At 68.8% G+C, this 17480-nt stretch carries 16 protein-coding genes; 5 read left to right on the top strand and 11 right to left on the bottom strand.

What is annotated here, in order from left to right; translation table 11 throughout:
• Nucleotides 1–43: 43 nt before the first annotated feature.
• From QRO93_RS02445 to QRO93_RS02485, 9 genes are all read right to left on the bottom strand, one after another.
• Nucleotides 44–781, bottom strand: a complete 738-nt coding sequence (locus QRO93_RS02445) for a hypothetical protein (RefSeq protein ID WP_180879575.1) — start codon at nucleotides 779–781, stop codon at nucleotides 44–46.
• Between the two features lie 35 nt (nucleotides 782–816).
• A complete protein-coding gene (locus QRO93_RS02450; RefSeq protein ID WP_180879577.1) occupies nucleotides 817–1512 on the bottom strand; it encodes a DUF4124 domain-containing protein in 696 nt (231 codons plus the stop codon).
• Between the two features lie 43 nt (nucleotides 1513–1555).
• Nucleotides 1556–2146 (bottom strand): Sua5/YciO/YrdC/YwlC family protein, encoded by a 591-nt coding sequence (locus tag QRO93_RS02455; protein WP_164086561.1) that lies wholly within the window; start codon nucleotides 2144–2146, stop codon nucleotides 1556–1558.
• A 124-nt stretch (nucleotides 2147–2270) separates the two neighbouring features.
• Nucleotides 2271–4760 (bottom strand): DNA topoisomerase I, encoded by a 2490-nt coding sequence (locus QRO93_RS02460; RefSeq protein WP_053450909.1) that lies wholly within the window; start codon nucleotides 4758–4760, stop codon nucleotides 2271–2273.
• A 193-nt stretch (nucleotides 4761–4953) separates the two neighbouring features.
• Nucleotides 4954–5886, bottom strand: coding sequence for an RDD family protein (locus QRO93_RS02465; protein WP_053450908.1), 933 nt, complete (start codon nucleotides 5884–5886; stop codon nucleotides 4954–4956).
• A gap of 49 nt (nucleotides 5887–5935) precedes the next feature.
• Nucleotides 5936–6688 carry a pilin gene (locus tag QRO93_RS02470; RefSeq protein WP_180879584.1) on the bottom strand — a complete coding sequence of 251 codons (753 nt, stop codon included), beginning with the start codon at nucleotides 6686–6688 and terminating at the stop codon, nucleotides 5936–5938.
• A gap of 39 nt (nucleotides 6689–6727) precedes the next feature.
• Nucleotides 6728–7201, bottom strand: coding sequence for a DUF494 family protein (locus tag QRO93_RS02475; protein ID WP_006472770.1), 474 nt, complete (start codon nucleotides 7199–7201; stop codon nucleotides 6728–6730).
• 43 nt (nucleotides 7202–7244) lie between these two features.
• Complete coding sequence (dprA, locus tag QRO93_RS02480; protein ID WP_180879586.1) at nucleotides 7245–8372, bottom strand: DNA-processing protein DprA; 1128 nt, start codon at nucleotides 8370–8372, stop codon at nucleotides 7245–7247.
• A gap of 130 nt (nucleotides 8373–8502) precedes the next feature.
• Nucleotides 8503–9636 (bottom strand): LysM peptidoglycan-binding domain-containing protein, encoded by a 1134-nt coding sequence (locus QRO93_RS02485; protein ID WP_053450904.1) that lies wholly within the window; start codon nucleotides 9634–9636, stop codon nucleotides 8503–8505.
• Nucleotides 9637–9762: 126 nt separating this feature from the next.
• Here QRO93_RS02485 and def point away from each other — a divergent pair, with 126 nt between their 5' ends.
• From def to QRO93_RS02505, 4 genes are all read left to right on the top strand, one after another.
• Nucleotides 9763–10275, top strand: a complete 513-nt coding sequence (gene def, locus QRO93_RS02490; RefSeq protein ID WP_008267110.1) for a peptide deformylase — start codon at nucleotides 9763–9765, stop codon at nucleotides 10273–10275.
• 120 nt (nucleotides 10276–10395) lie between these two features.
• Nucleotides 10396–11319: a methionyl-tRNA formyltransferase gene (gene fmt / locus QRO93_RS02495; protein WP_053510201.1), complete on the top strand. Its 924-nt coding sequence runs from the start codon at nucleotides 10396–10398 to the stop codon at nucleotides 11317–11319.
• A gap of 3 nt (nucleotides 11320–11322) precedes the next feature.
• On the top strand, nucleotides 11323–12654 hold the full coding sequence (rsmB, locus tag QRO93_RS02500; RefSeq protein ID WP_180879588.1) for a 16S rRNA (cytosine(967)-C(5))-methyltransferase RsmB: 1332 nt from the start codon (nucleotides 11323–11325) through the stop codon (nucleotides 12652–12654).
• A 23-nt stretch (nucleotides 12655–12677) separates the two neighbouring features.
• Nucleotides 12678–14399, top strand: coding sequence for a glycosyltransferase family 39 protein (locus QRO93_RS02505; protein WP_180879590.1), 1722 nt, complete (start codon nucleotides 12678–12680; stop codon nucleotides 14397–14399).
• A 10-nt stretch (nucleotides 14400–14409) separates the two neighbouring features.
• Here the strand turns inward: QRO93_RS02505 and QRO93_RS02510 are convergent, their stop codons facing one another.
• Together QRO93_RS02510 and QRO93_RS02515 are read right to left on the bottom strand one after the other, a co-directional pair.
• The gene (locus QRO93_RS02510) at nucleotides 14410–15531 is read right to left on the bottom strand and encodes a glycosyltransferase family 4 protein (RefSeq protein WP_164086553.1); all 1122 of its coding nucleotides are present in this window, start codon (nucleotides 15529–15531) and stop codon (nucleotides 14410–14412) included.
• A gap of 44 nt (nucleotides 15532–15575) precedes the next feature.
• Nucleotides 15576–16394, bottom strand: a complete 819-nt coding sequence (locus tag QRO93_RS02515) for a glycosyltransferase family 2 protein (protein ID WP_053450899.1) — start codon at nucleotides 16392–16394, stop codon at nucleotides 15576–15578.
• Here QRO93_RS02515 and QRO93_RS02520 point away from each other — a divergent pair.
• The gene (locus QRO93_RS02520; RefSeq protein WP_180879591.1) at nucleotides 16393–17451 is read left to right on the top strand and encodes a CDP-glycerol glycerophosphotransferase family protein; all 1059 of its coding nucleotides are present in this window, start codon (nucleotides 16393–16395) and stop codon (nucleotides 17449–17451) included. The genes QRO93_RS02515 and QRO93_RS02520 overlap by 2 nt on opposite strands.
• The last annotated feature ends 29 nt before the right edge of the window (nucleotides 17452–17480 follow it).

Raw genomic sequence — 17480 nt, forward strand, 5'->3', positions numbered from 1 at the left:
ATGATTGCAGTTGCCGGCCAGCGGCCGGCACTACCGGTGGCTGTCACCCCGGCACCGGGCAGTTGCTGGCCTCCAGCACGCCCTGCAGCCGTTCGCGTTCACCGCGCGCGGTATCGCGGTTCTCCGGTGCGGCGAATCGCTCGCGGCCGCGTGCATCGCGGAAGCGTTGCTGCCAGCTGCCGCAGCGTTGCGCCTCGGGCAGCGCCTCGCAGCGGTCACGCACCACTTCGCAGCCTGCTGCATTCACCGGCGTGGCGCCGCCCAGCCCCTGCACGGTCATCAGTTCGCAGCGCCCGGGCGCGGCCTCGTACTCGTGCAGGTAGCCACCGCCCTGGCTGTCGGTGCACTGGAAGATCGGTGGCAACGGCGGTTTCGGTGGCCCGTCGCCGGATGCGGCGCGGGCCTCGGCTTCGCGTTGCAGCGTCGCGCTGTCGAGAATCTGGTCGCCGCCTTCGCGTTCAACCATGCCTGCTTCCATGATCGTGCGCCCCTGGTCCGCGCGCCGTGGCGCCGCGGGCGTTGCAGGCGCTGCAGCGGGTTCGCTGGCCTGGGGAACCGGTGGCGGAACCGGAGCCAGCGCCTGTGGGCGTTCAACCACGGCGGGTTGCGGGCTGGAGGGCGCCGGCACGCGCACGACCTGCTGCGTGCTGCCTGCCGGGCAGGGCGTGCGCTGCAGGGTAGGGATGTCACTGCTGCTGGACATGCAGCGATAGATCACGCCCTCGTCAGCCAATGCAGCGCCGGGCAGCAGGGCCAGGGCCAGCCAGATCAATCTGTTCATGCGTACAGCGTACAGGCTGCGCTGGGACGCCGCGCTCAGCGCTGGCAATCGCGCGACAGGCGCGCATCGATGCCGCGTTGCTCGTTGCTGATGGCGGTGCGTTCGCTCTGCAGCGCGCTGTTGTAGCGCCGGTCCAGTTCCCAGCGGTGGTCGCGCAGGCGCGCGCAGACTTCCTGCGGCGGCAGCACGTGGCAGCTGTCGCGGACCAGCACGTTGCCGGCCGGGACCTGCACGCCTACCCCCACCGCAGGCGGGCGATACCCCGCGCCTTCGCCAATGGGCGTACCGACCGGCGTGCCGATGGCCGGTCGCGGCCCGGGATATGCCGGGCCGTGATGCCCACGCGGAAGCCAGACACTGGTCCACAGCGGGACCCAGCGCGGATTGCCTTCGTTGTTGTCGCTGGTATAGCGCCGGCCATCGTCACTCACGCATTCGTACATCGGCTGCGGTGGCTGGATGTAGACGTGGCGGACTTCGCGCTCGCGGATGACCGGCGTCTCGCTGGGCAGCGGCGGTGCGGCATCGCTGCGTACCACGCGGGGGGCGGGGTCACGCGGACGCTGCAGGTCGCGTACTTCCTGGCGGCCGCTGTTGCACGGCCGGTCCTGCAGGGCGACGGCGCCGTTGCTGGCCACGCAGCGGTACACGCGCACGTCCTCGGCCTCGGCGGCGCTCGCCGTCCACGGCAGCAGCAGGCTCAGGCTCAGGGCGGCGCGCAGCAGGGTCATGGCGGCAGGGTGCGTGATTGTCCGCGGCAGCGCAATCGCCGGCTCAGGAGCGCAGCACGTTGCCGCTGAGTGCATCGCGGATCGGGGTGGGCTGGGCCAGGCCGCCGGTCTGTCCATCGAGGATGCCGTCGAGCAGGCGCAGCAGGCGTGGGTCCAGCTCTTCGCGGCTGCGTGCCGGTGGTTCCCCGGCCAGGTTGGCGCTGGTGGAAACCAGCGGGCCTCCCCAGGCGCGGCACAGGGCGGCCACCAGCGGGTGGGCGCTGATGCGCACCGCGATGCCGCTGTGCTCGCCGGTGACCCAGGGCTGCGCACGCGGGCCGGCCGGCAGGATCCAGGTGTTGGCACCGGGCCAACTGGCCAGCACCGCGCGCTGGCGCGCGTCGGGCAGCGCCTGCAGGCGCACCCAGCCTTCCAGCTGCGCGAGTTCGGCGGCGACCAGGATCATGCCTTTCTCGATCGGGCGCTGCTTCAGCCGCAGCACCATGTGCACGGCGGCTTCGTGCGAAGGATCGCAGCCCAGGCCCCAGACCGCTTCGGTCGGGTAGGCGATCACGCCGCCCGCGCGGAGCGTGGCGACAGCAGAGTCCAGGGTGAGTTCTTTCATGGCGGCGACCGGCCCGGCGTGGGGCTTCATTATCCCCCTGCTGCGTGCAGAACGGGTGGAACGGTGCCGCTCGGTGGTGCCGGCCGCTGGCCGGCATCGTTGGTGGGTGCGGACCGTTGGTCCGCACACCCCCTCATCCACGCATGGCGTGGATCTACTTGGCTGCCTTCTTTACGGCCTTCTTTACGGCCTTCTTGGCCGGGGCCTTCTTCGCGGCAGCCTTCTTTACCGCTTTCTTGGCCGGGGCCTTCTTGGCGGCGGCCTTCTTCGGCGCCGCTTCCTTCTTCACCGCCGCCTTCTTGGCAGGTGCCTTCTTGGCAGCGGCCTTCTTGGCACCGAAGCCCTTGCGCACCGGCTTGCCGGTTTCTTCCATCAGCTGCTGCACTTCGGCCAGGGTCAGCGAGGCCGGCTCGCGATCCTTGGGGATCTTGCCGTTCATCTTGCCGTCGCTGATGTACGGGCCGAAGCGGCCGTTCAGCACCTGGATGTCGCTGCCCTCGAACTCCTTGATGATCCGGTTGCGCGCGATCTCTTCCTTCTCTTCGATCAGGAACACGGCGCGGGCCAGGTCGATGGTGTACGGGTCGTCTTCCTTCTTCAGCGAGGCATAGGTGCTGCCACGCTTGGCGAACGGACCGAAACGACCGATGCCGACGCTGACCGGCTCGCCGTTGTCCTCGCCCAGCGCACGCGGCATCAGGAACAGTTCCAGCGCGTCTTCCAGGGAGATGGTGTGCATCGACTGGCCGGGGCGCAGCGAGGCGAACTTGGGCTTTTCCTCGGCGTCCTCGGCGGTGCTGCCGATGGCCGCGTACGGCCCGAAGCGGCCCAGCCGCACGCTCACCGGCTTGCCGGTCTTCGGGTCGGTGCCGAGCTCGCGGGCGCCACTGGCCTCGGCACGGTCGACCGATTCCTTCTTGTCTTCGACCAGCTCCTTGAACGGCTCCCAGAAGCGGGCCATCAGCGGGATCCACTCCTCCTCGCCACGCGAGACGGCGTCGAGCTCGTCCTCGAGCTTGGCGGTGAAGTCGTAGTCCACGTAGCGGGTGAAGTGGCTGGACAGGAACTTGGACACCGCACGGCCGACATCGGACGGGCGGAAGCTGCGGCCTTCCATTTCCACGTACTTGCGGAACAGCAGGGTCTGGATGATCGAGGCGTAGGTCGAGGGACGGCCGATGCCGTACTCTTCCAGCGCCTTCACCAGCGCCGCTTCGGTGTAGCGCGGCGGCGGCTGGGTGAAATGCTGCTCGGCCTGGATGCGCTCCAGCGGCACGCGGTCGCCGGGCTTCATCGCCGGCAGCTTGCGGCCTTCGTCTTCGTCCTCGGCGCTCTTGCTGTCCTTGCCTTCCTCGTACACGGCCAGGAAGCCGGGCACGACCACGGTGGTGCCGCTGGCGCGGAACACATGCTCGCTGCCGGCCGACAGATCGACGCTGACCGTGTTGAGCGTGGCCGGAATCATCTGGCAGGCGACCGCACGCTTCCAGATCAGCTCGTACAGGCGGCGCTCGTCGTCGGTCAGGAACCGCGCGACCTGGGCCGGGGTACGCAGTGCCGAGGTCGGGCGTACGGCTTCGTGCGCTTCCTGGGCGTTCTTCGACTTGGTCTGGTAGGTGTTCGGCTGGTCCGGCAGCGAGGCGATGCCGTAATCGCGGGCGATCACGTCGCGGATCTCGGCCAACGCATCCTGCGACAGGTTCACCGAGTCGGTACGCATGTACGAGATCAGGCCGACGGTGCCTTCGTCGCCGATGGCCACGCCTTCATACAGCTTCTGCGCCACCTGCATGGTCTTGCGGGTGGTGAAACCGAGCTTGCGCGAGGCTTCCTGCTGCAGGGTGGAGGTGGTGAACGGCGGTGCAGGGCGGCGCTTGCGCTCCTTGCTGGCCACGTCGGTGACATGCAGCGAGCCCTGCGCCGCCTGTTGGATGCGCAGGCGGGCGGCTTCGGCGGTGTCGCCGTCGGTGATGGTGAACTGCTCGAACTTCTGCCCGTCCAGCTTGATCAGCTTGGCGTTGAAGTGCTGCGAGGGGTGCGCGCACTCGGCGGCGATCGACCAGTATTCGCGGGCGATGAAGGCTTCGATCTCTTCCTCGCGCTCGACGATCATGCGCAGCGCCGGGCTCTGCACGCGGCCGGCGGACAGGCCGCGCTGGACCTTGCGCCACAGGACCGGGGACAGGTTGAAACCGACCAGGTAGTCCAGCGCGCGGCGCGCCTGCTGGGCATCGACCAGGTCACTGGCGATCTCGCGTGGCTGGCTGATCGCCTCCTTGATGGCGCGCGGGGTGATCTCGGTGAACACCACGCGCTGCATCGGCTTGTCCTTGACCAGCCCGCGTTCCTTCAGGATCTCGGCGATGTGCCAGCTGATCGCCTCGCCCTCGCGATCCGGGTCGGTTGCCAGCAGGATGTCGTCGGCGCCCTTGGCAGCCTTGGCGATCGCATCGACGTGCTTCTCGTTCTTGTCGATCACGTCGTAGTGCATGGCGAACCCGTTGTCCGGGTCGACCGCGCCTTCCTTCGGAATCAGGTCACGCACATGCCCATACGAGGCCAGGACCGTGTAGTCCTTGCCGAGGTATTTGTTGATCGTCTTGGCCTTGGCCGGCGATTCGACGATGAGCAGGTGCTTGGGCATGGCAGCAGGGTCTGTGGGGCGAACCGTGGGGAAGGGGCCGCTAGGGTGGAGCAAACGGCCGCATTAGTGAAGCGGCCACGGGAAAATCCATAAACTGAACGCCCGGTAATGTGCCGGGCGTTCAGGTTTCACCTTATTAGAGGAATCACGCCCGGCCAGCCCATGTCAAGCAGCCAGGCGTGACGATGGCCGTTCAGGAGGCCATCTTGGCGATGAAGCCGACCGCGAAGACCAGCAGGGCCAGGCCCACCAGCGACAGCAGGCCGGTCAGCACCAGCACCAGCACGGTGACCGTGCCCAGCTCGCGGCGCTGCAGCTGTGGCTGGTCGGTGAAGGCCCAGCGGTCGACCACCAGGGTGTCGCAGATCATGTCGTGCAGGCCCTGCTTGCGCTCGGTGAAGGCCGCCATCAGGAAGCCGATGCCGAGGGTGAAGCTGCTCAGCAGCATGGCCCAGTAGCGACCGAACGCGCGCGCCTTGGTCAGGCGTTCGCCATTGCTGCGCACGACCTTGATGCCAACCGCCATCTTGCCCAGCGTGGCGCCACCCTTGGAGGCATGGAACCAGGTGTAGTACGCCATGCCGATGGCGAAGTTGATCAGTGCGCTGGACAGCTGCGCGACCACCTCGATGGCCGATTCACCACTGCCCACCGCGCCCATGCTGGCGCCGAGCACCACACCGAGGATGGCGCCGATGATGCTGCCGGGGATGAACAGCACGAAGTAGTCGATCATGTAGGCGGCCACGCGCTTCCAGAAGCCCGCGTAGACCACTTCGCCGCCCATGACCGGCTGCGCATGGCCAGCGCCGCCTGCGGCGGCAGGCGCGCTGTATGGCGAGCTGCCGAGGGCGCCGGTACCGGGCAGCGGCGCGGTGCCGTTGTCGATGGCGGCATAGTCGCCGCGCAGGTCGAAGCCGCCGCTGCCGGCGGCCGCCGTGGCATCGGCCAGCGTCTGCAGTTCAAGCTCGTCGACCACCTGGCGCAGCGCCGCCCACTGCGCCATGCCTTCGCGCCAGACCAGCGTGTCCAGGTTCAGTTGGCCGCGCTGGAAGCGCTGGCGGATCTCCTGGACCGGCAGCGGGCCCTGGCGTTGCTGTCCTTCGGCGTAATACCACTCAGTCATTGCATGTTCCCTGTTGGATCGTCCTTGGAGGTACCGGTACGCGCGCGGCTCAGCCGCGGCACGCCGGCGGCAGGTACTTGTCGTCGCTTGCGCCGCTGCAGTCCCAGCGGCCGCTGTCGCGGTCGTATTCCAGCCACAGCAGATCGCCGTCGATGCTCTTGCCCGGCATCGACAGCGTTGCCTCGATACCGCAGTGGCCGTTGTTGAAGCGGCCGATGTTCACCGCCGACAGGCCGGACCGGGTGAAATCGCCAGCGGCGGGGAAGCCGGCATCGTTGGCGCCCGGGCAGCGCCCTTCCTCATCGGCGAAATGCTGCACCTGGTCCTGCAGCGGGTGCAGGGCATCGGCCGCAGCGGCGACCTTGGCGCGCACGGTGTAGTCGTTGTAGGCCGGCAGGGCGATGGCGGCAAGGATGGCCACGATCGGCACCAGCACCAGCAGCAGAGCGCCTGCGATGATCGCAGTGAGGGCGCAGCCGGACAGCTGCTTCTTCGGCGCCGGCACGACGCCGGCCGGTGCGCTGGTGGCGTACGGGGTGGAGGGCGGCAGCACCGGTGGCTGCGGCGGCGGCGGTGCCACCGGTTCCGGCTCGGCGTCGACGATCGGCGCAGAAGCGTCCAGTGCCGGAACGATCAGGCCGAGTTCGTCGACGACGCTACGCAACGGCTGCCATTGCGGCAGGCCGTCGCGCCACACCAGGGTGTCCAGGGAGATCTGGTTGTTGCGGAACAACTCAACCAACTGTTCCGCCGGCAGCGGGCCTTGCTGCCGGTTGCCTTCTGCGTGGAACCACTCGCTCACGGGGACGCTCCTGAATGCGCTATGCCCCCAAGTGTACGGTCAGTGCAGGGGTTCTGGCTCGTCCATGAACATCTGCGTCTCCATCCAGGCATAGGCCGCTTCGGAGCCGGGCTGGTTGAACAGCACCATCAGCACGACCCACTTCAGGTCGTCCAGGTCCAGTTCGTCCTGGTCCAGGGCCATCGCCCGGTCCAGCACCAGCTCGCGCTGGTCGGCATCAAGGATGCCGTGCTGTTCCAGATACAGCAGGAAACCGCGGCATTCCACGTCCAGCTTGTCCAGCTCGGGGCCGTGGTAGACGCGCACGGGGCCATCGACCCGGGCCTGGGACATGCTCGGCCGCTGTGCGGCCAGGGCATCGAGCCAGTCGAATGCCTTGTTGATCTCGGTAGGGCTGAAACCGGCCTGGATCAGGCCGTTCTGAAGCGAATCGCGGTCACGGATCAGGTCCGCATCTTCGCTGAAATAGTGTTCAAACAGGTACAGCAGTACGTCCAGGATGCTCTCTTTCATTGCCCCTCGGCCTGCGTCGCGCGACGCTGTGGAGGTGAAGAAACTAGGGAGTTCGACAGTAGCGGCCGTGTACGCACACCACGATTCCCGCCAGTTCCATGGCCAGCAGCATGGAGGACACCTGGGGCGCCGTCAATCCACAGCGCGTGATCAGTGAATCCATACTGCTTGGGTTGTGGTCCAAGGCCCGCCACAAGCACTGGTAGTCAGGGTCGTCGGCCCAGCGCGCCGGCAGGAGTGCCGGCGGTGCCTGTTCAGTGGGGGTGGCCAGCCGCGATTGCAAGCCCGGCAGCTGTTGGCGCAGCGCAGGGGCCAGCAGCTCCAGCACCTCCTCCGGGCGCTCGACCAGCGCGGCGCCTTCACGGATCAGCCGGTGGCAGCCTGCCGCGCGTGGATTGAGCACCGAACCGGGCAGGGCGCAGACCTCGCGACCGGCCTCGGCGGCCAGGCGCGCGGTGATCAGCGCTCCCGAGCGCTGGGCGGCCTCGACCACCACCGTGGCCAGGGCCAGCCCGGCCACCAGCCGGTTGCGGGCCGAGAAGTGCCCGGGGCGGGCCGCGGTGCCCGGAAGGTATTCGCTGAGCACGGCGCCCTCGGTGGCGATCCGGGCCTGCAGCCGGGCATGGCTGTCCGGGTAGGCGCGGTCGGGGCCGGTACCGATCACGGCGACGGTGCAGCCGCCGGCGTCCAGGGTTGCCAGGTGGGCGGCTGCATCGATGCCGGCAGCCAGCCCGCTGGTTATCGCCAACCCGGCCTCGACGAAGCCGCTGGCAAAGCGGGCCGCCAGCGCGCGACCGCCCGGCGTCGGCGAGCGGCTGCCGACCAGGGCCACGGAGGGGCGCCAGGCCAGGCTGGGGTCACCGGCCACGAACAGCGCCAGCGGTGGGTTGGGTACCTCCAGCAAGGGGGGAGGAAAGGCCGGGTCGGTGAAGGCCAGGAGATGGTGATGGTCGTCTTCCAGCCAGCGCTGCGCGGCTGTCCACGCCCGCGCATCAGGGCGTTCCAGTGCGGCGCACTGCTCCGGTGTGCAGCCGTGTGCGCGCCAGTTCGCAGTGCCTTGCGCGATGGCTGCGGCCGCGTTGCCCGTGCTCTGCAGCAATGCCCGTCGCGGCGCCAGTGCGCCCCCTGCCATCACCAGGCGCAGCAGCGCCTCATCAGCTTGCTTGGTCATTCCCCACTATCGACCGCATGCAACAAAGGCGCCCTCGGGCGCCCTCGCATGTACGTGTCAGGATTTGCCGGAGGTGTCTGCCGGCCAGCGGCCGGCACTACCTGAGGTGGCCGGGGCAGCCCGGCAACCGTTACTTCGCGTCCGGGTGCAGCGCGTTGTAGCCCACCCGCACCGGCTTCACGCCCTGCATCACCAGCGCGTAGCTGACGTTGTCGAAGGTGCGGAACACCATCGCATGCGCCGCATATTCCTCCGGCAGCGCAACCCGGCCGACGCTGCCGCTGAGCGCATCGTCCATGCGCGACGACGTCGGGTACTTCAGGCGGTTGGCCACATGGCGGCCCTGCCGCCACAGCGAGAACACGGTGCCATTGTCGACGCCCTGGGCGCGGCCGGCCGAAATCGCGATCACGTCGCGCGGGCCGCCGGCGGTGAACATGTCGGTCACCGCGAGCACGCGCACGTCCACGCCTTCCACGCCTGCGGCCGGCACATGCGGCACGAACTGCAGGTCATAGGGGCGGGCCTCGACCGGCACCAGGCGGTCGCCGACACGGACTTCACGGCCACCCGTGCTCTTGTCCAGCGCCAGCGTGGAGGCCCCGGCCTTGCCGTCGGCAACCCGGGTGATGGTGCCGGTGGCGAGCTGGGCCAGTTCATAGCCCAGCACGCCGCGGCGCGCGTTGGGTGCGTTGTAGGCCTTCCACAGGTTGCCGCTGCCCGGGGTGACGTCGCCGTTGGCGTTCAGGTCTTCGCTCGGCTTGGGCTGGGCGTAGCGCACGGTCGGGCGGACCACGGCCCAGCGCTGTCCCAGCTGGGCATCGGCCAGGTTCACGTAGGCGGCATCGCCACCAGACACGCGCAGTCGGTTGTCCTCCAGGCCGACCACCTGGGGCAGCTGCTCGATGCTGTCGACCACGCTCAGCTGCTTCAGGAACGGCTCGACCTGGGCCAGCGGAATGGCGTCGATCGGGGCCTCCTGGCGCGGGCCCGGCTGGGCCGCCACGGTCACCCGGTCCAGATAGGCCAGGCTGAGCACGTCACCGGGATAGATCAGGTGCGGGTTGGCGATCTGCGGATTGGCCTGCCAGATCTCCGGCCACAGCCACGGCTTCTGCAGGAAACGTGCGGCGATATCCCACAACGTATCCCCTTTTCGGACCACATAGGTGTCCGGGTGCCCGCCATTCACTTCCACGGCGGTAGCATAGGCAGCCACGGTCAGCATCGCCGCGGCGACGACCGTACGAAAACGAAGCAACATAGGTGTGAAGCCCTGATTCCCCAACAGGTCCGCGCACTATAGTCCAGAAACCGGGGCGCAAGGCAAGCGTTGGAGCTAGAATCTGCGACGTATGCCGGCGTGCCGGCCCCCTATCCGGAAACAGCCATGGCCCTTCTCCCCATTCTCGAGTTCCCCGATCCGCGCCTGCGTACCAAGGCTGCGTTGATCGAAGCCGCCGAAGTCACCACGCCGGCCTTCCAGGAACTGATCGACAACATGTTCCTGACCATGTACGACGCGCCGGGCATCGGCCTGGCCGCCACCCAGGTGGACGTGCACAAGCGCTTCATGGTCATCGACGTCAGCGAAGAAAAGAATGAACCGCATGTGTTCATCAACCCGGAAATCGTCGCCAAGGACGGGGGCCGGGTGTACCAGGAGGGCTGCCTGTCGGTCCCGGGCATCTTCGCCGACGTGACCCGCGCCGATACCATCACCGTGAAGTACCTGGACCGCAACGGCCAGGAGCAGCAGCTGGAGGCCGGCGAAGTGCTGGCGACCTGCATCCAGCACGAGATGGATCACCTGGATGGCAAGCTGTTCATCGACTATCTGTCGCCGCTCAAGCGCGAGATGGTGCGCAAGAAGCTGGCCAAGCAGCGCAAGCACGTGGCGTGATCGCCGATCCGGGCCACCCTTCGGGTGGCCCCTGCCTGCGCGATTCGCGCGGGCTGTACGGCGCCGGCCGACGGCGCCGTTTTCTTTCCTGCACGAATCCATCCTGCAAGTGGGGTAGCCATGAGGATTGTCTTTGCCGGTACGCCGGAATTTGCGGTGTCGTCGCTGCGCGCGGCTGCGCGCCACCATGAGGTCGTGGCGGTCTACACCCAGCCTGATCGCCCGGCCGGTCGTGGCCGTGGCCTGGCGCCGTCGCCGGTCAAGCTTGAAGCCGTCGCCCGTGGCATCCCGGTCTACCAGCCCGAATCGCTGAAGGACGAAGCGGCCCAGCAGCAGCTGCGCGATCTGCAGCCGGACCTGATGGTGGTGGTGGCCTACGGCCTGATCCTGCCCAAGGCGGTGCTGGCCATTCCGACCCATGGCTGCTGGAACGTGCACGCCTCGCTGCTGCCGCGCTGGCGCGGTGCCGCGCCGATCCAGCGTGCGATCCAGGCCGGCGATGCGACCACCGGCGTGTGCCTGATGCAGATGGAGGCCGGCCTCGATACCGGCCCGGTGCTGCTGCACCAGGAGCTGCCGATTGCCGCCACCGATACCGGTGGGCAGCTGCACGACAAGCTGGCCGAACTGGGCGCGCAGGTGCTGTCCGATGGCCTGGGCCTGCTGCGTGCCGGCATCAAGCCGATCGCACGGCCGCAGCCGGAGCAGGGCGTGACCTATGCGCACAAGCTGGACAAGGCCGAAGCGAAGCTGGACTGGGCGCAGGACGCCGGCGCGCTGGCGCGCACCGTGCGCGCGTTCAATCCGTGGCCGATCGCCGAGGCGACGCTGGCCGGCGAGCGCGTGCGCATCCATGGCGCGGTGGCGCTGGATGAGGCCCACGGCCAGGCGCCGGGCACGGTGCTGGCGGCCAGCCGCGACGGCATCGACATCGCCTGTGGCCAGGGCGTGCTGCGCCTGCGCGTACTGCAGCGCGAAGGCGGCAAGGCGATCACCGCCGCCGACTACCTCAACGCTCGCCGCGACCTGCGCGTGGGAGCGTAAGCGGTGTCGAAGCAGAACGATTTCTCCGTCGCCAAGGCGGCACCGGGCGCGGCCACGCGCATGCTGGCCGCACGCGTGCTGGCGCAGGTTTTCACCCGTGGCCGTTCGCTGAAGGCCGAACTGGCCTGGGCGCTGCCGAAGCTGGCCGACAGCCGCGACCGCGCGCTGCTGGAGGCGCTGTGCTTTGCCGTGCTGCGTCGCCGCAGCACCTATGACGCGGCATTGCAGGGCTGGATGCAGAAGCCGCTGTCGGCGCGTGATGCCGACCTGCGCACGCTGCTGATGGTCGGTTTTGCGCAGCTGGATGTGCTGGAACTGCCGGCGCATGCCGCACTGTCGGCCACGGTCGATGCTGCCCGTGCACTGGGCCGCGAACGCCAGGCTGGCCTGGTCAACGCGATCCTGCGCCGCGCGCAGCGCGAAGGGTTCCCGGAGCAGCCCGCGCGCGATGCCTTCCCGGAATGGCTGGCCGAGGCGATCGAACGGGATTGGCCGGCGCAGGCCGAAGCGGTGTTCAACGAAAGCCTGCAGCCTGCGCCGCTGTGGCTGCGCGCCAACCGCCAGCACGGCGGCCGCGACAAAGCCCTGGCAGCGCTGGCCGAAGCCGGCATTGCCGCTGAACCCAGTGCGCTCAGTCCCGATGCGTTGCGCCTGGCGGCCCCGGTGGCGGTGAATCAGCTGCCCGGCTTCGCCGACGGCGCGCTGTCGGTGCAGGACCTGTCGGCGCAGTGTGCGGCGGATGCACTGGCCCCCGCTGCCGGCTCGCGCGTACTGGATGCCTGCGCAGCGCCCGGTGGCAAATCGGCGCACCTGCTGGAACGCGACCCGAGCCTGCGACTGCTGGCGCTGGATATCGACGCCCGGCGCCTGGCGCGCGCCCGTGACACCTATGCCCGTACCGGCGTGGGCGAACACGCGCAGACCCTGGCCGCCGATGCCAGCGATCCCGGTGCCTGGTGGGATGGCGTGCCGTTCGACGCGATCCTGCTGGATGCGCCGTGTTCGGCCACCGGCGTGATCCGTCGCCAGCCGGATGTCATGTTCCACCGCCGCGCCGAGGACATCGACGCGCTGGTGGGAGTGCAGGCGCGCCTACTGGAAGCCTGCTGGTCGATGCTGCGCCCGGGCGGCGTGCTGCTGTATGCGACCTGCTCGATCCTGCGTGCCGAGAACATCGACCAGGTGCGGGCGTTCCTCAAGTGGCATCCAGACGCCGAGGCGCAGCCGCTGGGCGACGCATTTGGCGTGGATTGCGAAGGCGTGGCACGCCAGCGCCTGCCAGGTGACGACGATGCTGACGGTTTCTTCTACGCACGTCTGATAAAAGCAGCCTGACCCCCGCTGCCGTTTCGAGTCCCATGCTGAAAACCCACGCCTCGCGACAGACGTGGCTGTTGGTGGTGATGGCCCTGCTGGTGCTGGGGGCTGGCCTCGGCCTCCGCGATCCATGGCCGTCGGACGAGCCACGCTTCGCGCTGGTGGCCAGGCAGATGGTCGACAGCGGCTACTGGTTGTTCCCGCATCGTGGGCCGGAGCTTTACTCGGACAAGCCGCCGATGCTGATGTGGTGGCAGGCCACGCTGTACGGCCTGGTCGGCCACTGGCGCGTGGCCTTCCTGCTGCCGTCGCTGCTGGCAGCGCTCGGCACGCTGTGGTGCGTGGTGGATCTTGGCCGGCGCCTGTGGACGCGCCGCGTGGGGTTGTACGCGGGCTGGGCGCTGCTGTTCGCGCTGCACTTCACCTTCCAGGCGAAGAAGGCACAGATCGACCCGCTGCTGGTGCTGTTCATCACGCTGGCCAACTACGGCCTGCTGCGCCACCTGTTGCTGGGCCCTGCCTGGCGCTGGTGGTGGCTGGGCTGGTTCTTTGCCGGCATCGGGGTGATCACCAAGGGTGTGGGCATGCTGGCCCTGCTGATGATCGTACCGGCCGCCCTGGCAGCGGCCCTGCACTGGCCACGCGTACGCCTGCATGCAGGTGATGTCCGCTTCTGGCTGGCGCCGCTGTGGTTTCTGCTGGCGGTGTCGCTGTGGCTGGCACCGATGATCATGGCCGCGCTGGCCACCGGCCTGGACCCCTACCGGGCCTATATGGACGACATCCTGTTCCGGCAGACCGCGCGGCGCTACATGCAGTCCTGGGACCATCACCAGCCGTGGTGGTACTTCCTGGCGATCATGCCATCGATGTGGATTCCCGCCTTCCTGCTGCTGCCCTGGGCGTTGCCTGCGTGGTGCCGCCGGCTGCGCCGCCGCGACCCGCGTTACCTGCTGCCGCTGGCCTGGTGGCTGCTGGTCGTGCTGTTCTTTTCCATTCCCCACGGCAAGCGCGATGTCTACATCCTGCCGGCCCTGCCGATGTTCTGCCTGGCGCTGGCACCGTTGTTGCCGGGCCTGCTGAAGCGGCGCGACGTGCAGGGCGTGCTGGGCGCCTTCGCCGCGTTGCTGGCCGCAGGATTGACGCTGATCGGGGCATTGGCGCTGCTGGGCGACCCCGGTTTCGAAATACGCCTCACCCATGGTCGCGGCCTGGCGCCTGGCGCTACCGACGCGCTGGCATGGACGGCGCTGGCGATGGGGATCTGGGGCGGCCTGAGCCTGTGGGCAAGCGGGCGCGGTCGCCGCCATCTGGCCGTGATCTCGACACTTGCGGGAATCTGGGTGCTGTATGGCGTGCTCGCCTATCCGCTGCTGAACGATTCCAGTTCGGCCCGTGGCCTGATGCGTGAGGTCGGCGCGCGCATCGGCCCGCAGGCCGAGCTGGGGCTGGTGGCATGGAAGGAGCAGAACCTGCTGATGGCCGATCGGCCTGCGGCAACCTTCGGTTTCGAAGACCGCTGGCACGAGCAGCTGCAGGCGGCCGTACGCTGGCAGCGGCTGTTTCCGCAACGACGCTGGCTGCTGGTGAACGAGGACGCCCTGCAGGCCTGCATCGATCGATCACGCGCGGAAATGGCCGGTGTTTCCAATCGCCGCCGCTGGTGGCTGGTGCCCGCTGATGCGGTGGCCGGCACCTGCAGGCCGACGGCAGCGGAGCTTGAGCACGAACGCCGGCTGCAGGGGCCCGGCGTAGCGGATTGAAGGCCGGCCCTCAGCGGCCGGCCAGTGCTGCCTCATAGCTGGCCAGCGTGGCATCGGCGAATGTCTGCAGGCCGAATTCCCGCTGCGCGTGGCGGCGGGCGGCATGGCCATGTCCGGGCAGTGCATCGCGTTGCGCGTACAGTGCCGCCACCTGTGCGGCGATGGCGTCGATGTCGCGGGTGGCGACCACCCAGCCGTCGACTCCTTGTTCGATGTTCTCGGGCAGGCCGGCGAAGTCGCTGACCAGCATCGGCTTGCCGCTGGCCATCATCTCCCGGCAGGCGAAGGAGATGGTCTCGATGTCGTGGGACAGCACGAAGCCGATATCGCCGGCCGCGATCAGCACGCGGGTATCGGCCAGCAGGCCGGTGAAGTGCACCTGCGCTGCGACGTCTCCCAGCGCCTGCACCTGTTCGCGCTGCTGCGCGCTGGGCAGGTGGCCGGCCACGGCCATGTGAACGCGGGGGCGGATCGCATCGGGCAGCCGTGCGATGGCCCGGGCCAGGTCGATCCAGCCCTTGTAGTCATCGGTGCCGGCATTGCTGACCAGCACCAGTGCCTCCGGGTCCTGGGTCCATTGCTGGCGCAGTGCGTGGCCGGCCCCGGCCGGTAGCGGCGAGTAGCGCTCCAGGTCGACGCCGTTGCGCACCACATCGATCGGGCAGCGCCGGTACGGACCCTGTTCCAGCAGGCGCTTGGTATCGGCCGAGACCGCGATCAGCCGATCGGTGGCCCAGCGTGCGCGCAGCGCGTTTCCAACGGTATCGGTACGTTTGCTGTTGTGCTTGGTCAGCAGGATCGGGGGGCGGCGCAGGCCGAACAGCGCCTGCATCACCACGCGATGGTCGCGCGCGCCGTTGACGTGGACCAGGTCGATGTTCTGTTCGTGGACCAGGCGGCGCAGCGCGCGCTGCTCGGCCAGCTGTTGCGGCAGGGTCGGCAGGCCGCTGCCGAAGTCGACCGGCAACGTGCTGGCGATGCCTTCAGCGGCCACGGTACGCAGCAGGCGGCTGTCGGCTGGGGCTGCAACGTGGAGCGCGTGCCGGCCATGCAGGGCCCGCGCAAGGGAAACGATGTACGTCGTATGGCCGCCACCGTCGCCGTAGTGGAAGTTGGTGTACAGGATTTTCATGGGGGAACCTTCGGGCAACGCGCGGCCAGTGTGACACAGGCCGTTCAGGACCGTTCCGCAGGCGCCGCCGGATCGGCCACGGCCTGGCCGTTGCCCAGCATCCACAGCATGATGGTCTTCTGCCGCACGTAGTTGGCACGCACATAGGCGTAGACCAGGCCGTGCCAGCCGTCGCGGAAGCCACCGCGGAACAGGAAGCCACGCCAGAATCGCCAGGCCGGAGCCAGCACCAGCTTGCCGAGCGTGGCGCGCTTGCCGCGTGCAAACTCGTGCTCGGCCATCATCCGGGCGTACTTCTCGGTCTTCGCCAGCTGCTGCTGCAGCGAGCGGTACGGGTAGTGGATCAGGTCCCCGTGCAGGGTGCCGACGCTGCCGTCAACGCTGGCCGCCTCGTGGATCTCGCGCTTGCCGCGCCAGCCACCGCGGCGGCGGTCAAACAGGCGCATCACCCGATCCGGGTAGGCGTTGCCATGGCGCAGGAACCTGCCGAAGTACTCCGACAGGCGCGCGAAGCGGTAGCCGGCGTGGCCGGCGAAGCCGCCGTCGCGGGCCTGCTCGATGGCCGTGCGCAGTTCTGGGCTGATGCGCTCATCGGCGTCCAGGCACAGCACCCAGTCATGGCTGGCCTGCTCGACGCAGAACGCCTTCTGGCTGCGGAACCCCTCGAACCGCCGCTGCAGCACGCGGGCGCCGGCGGCCTCGGCAAGGGCCACGGTGGCATCGGTGGACTGCGAATCCACCACCACGATTTCATCGCAGAAGGCCAGCGAGGCCAGGCAGTCGCCGATGCGCCCGGCCTCGTTGAACGCGATAATGCACGCCGAGATGCGAGGCCGTTCGATGGGAGCGGTCGTGGAGGACATGATGGCCGGGTACCTGTTGTTTGCGACGGAGCGCTATGCGCTGCCTATTCTCGCCCCGTTGGCGCAGGCCTTGCACGCGTCCGGGCAGGACGTGGCCGCCTGGTTCGAGGGCGGCGCGGCCGGCAGCAGCCTGTCCGGGGTCCCCAACATCGGCCTGAAGCAGGCCCTGGCGATGCGCCCGCGCGCGGTGTTCAGCGCCGCCAACTGGGTGCCGACCTTCCTGTCCGGGGCCAAGGTGCAGCTGTTCCATGGCTTCAACGTGGAGAAGCGCGACAGCGCCCGCGGCCACTTCCGGGTGCGCGGCATGTTCGACCTGTACTGCACGCAGGGCCCGGCCACCACGGCCCCGTTCCGGCAGATCGCCGCCCAGCAGGGCCACTTCGCGGTGGCCGAGACCGGTTGGCCGAAGCTGGACCCGCTGTTCCGCGACGATGGCGGCGAGAGTGCCGCGCTGCGCGCGCCGGCCGCTGGCCGCCCGGTGATCCTGTTCGGTTCGACCTTCACCGAGCGGTTGAGCGCGGCCCCGCACCTGCACGCGCAGATCGCGGCCGACATCGCCGCCGGCGACCGCTACTGGCTGCTGACGCTGCACCCGAAGTGCGCGCCGGAACTGTTCGAGCGCTACCGCGCGCTGGCCGGTGCCAATGCCCGCTTCGTCGAGCCGGAGCAGGTGATGGCCGCGCAGCGCGCCGCCGATGTGCTGGTGTCGGACACCTCGTCGATCGTTTCGGAGTTCATCGTCCAGCACAAGCCGGTGGTGACCTTCCGCAACCGCGTGCCCAAGCCGCACATGATCGATTTCGACGACCCGGCACAGCTGCCGGCGATGCTGCAGCGTGCGCTGCATCCGGACGCCGCGCTGCAGGCGGAGATCGTGCGCTACGCCGATGCCATCCATCCGTACCGCGATGGCCGCTCCAGCGAGCGGGTGATCGCCGCGACCGAGGATTTCCTGTCCGGCGAAATGGGCGCGCTGCGACGCAAACCGTTCGGCACCTGGCTGCGCGATCTGCAGATCCGCAAGGACCTGGGCTACTGGGGCCCGTCGCAGCGGTGAGGTAGTGCCGGCCGCTGGCCGGCAAACCC

This window comes from Stenotrophomonas maltophilia group sp. Smal17 (genome assembly GCF_030237045.1).
GTDB classification, from domain to species: domain Bacteria; phylum Pseudomonadota; class Gammaproteobacteria; order Xanthomonadales; family Xanthomonadaceae; genus Stenotrophomonas; species Stenotrophomonas forensis.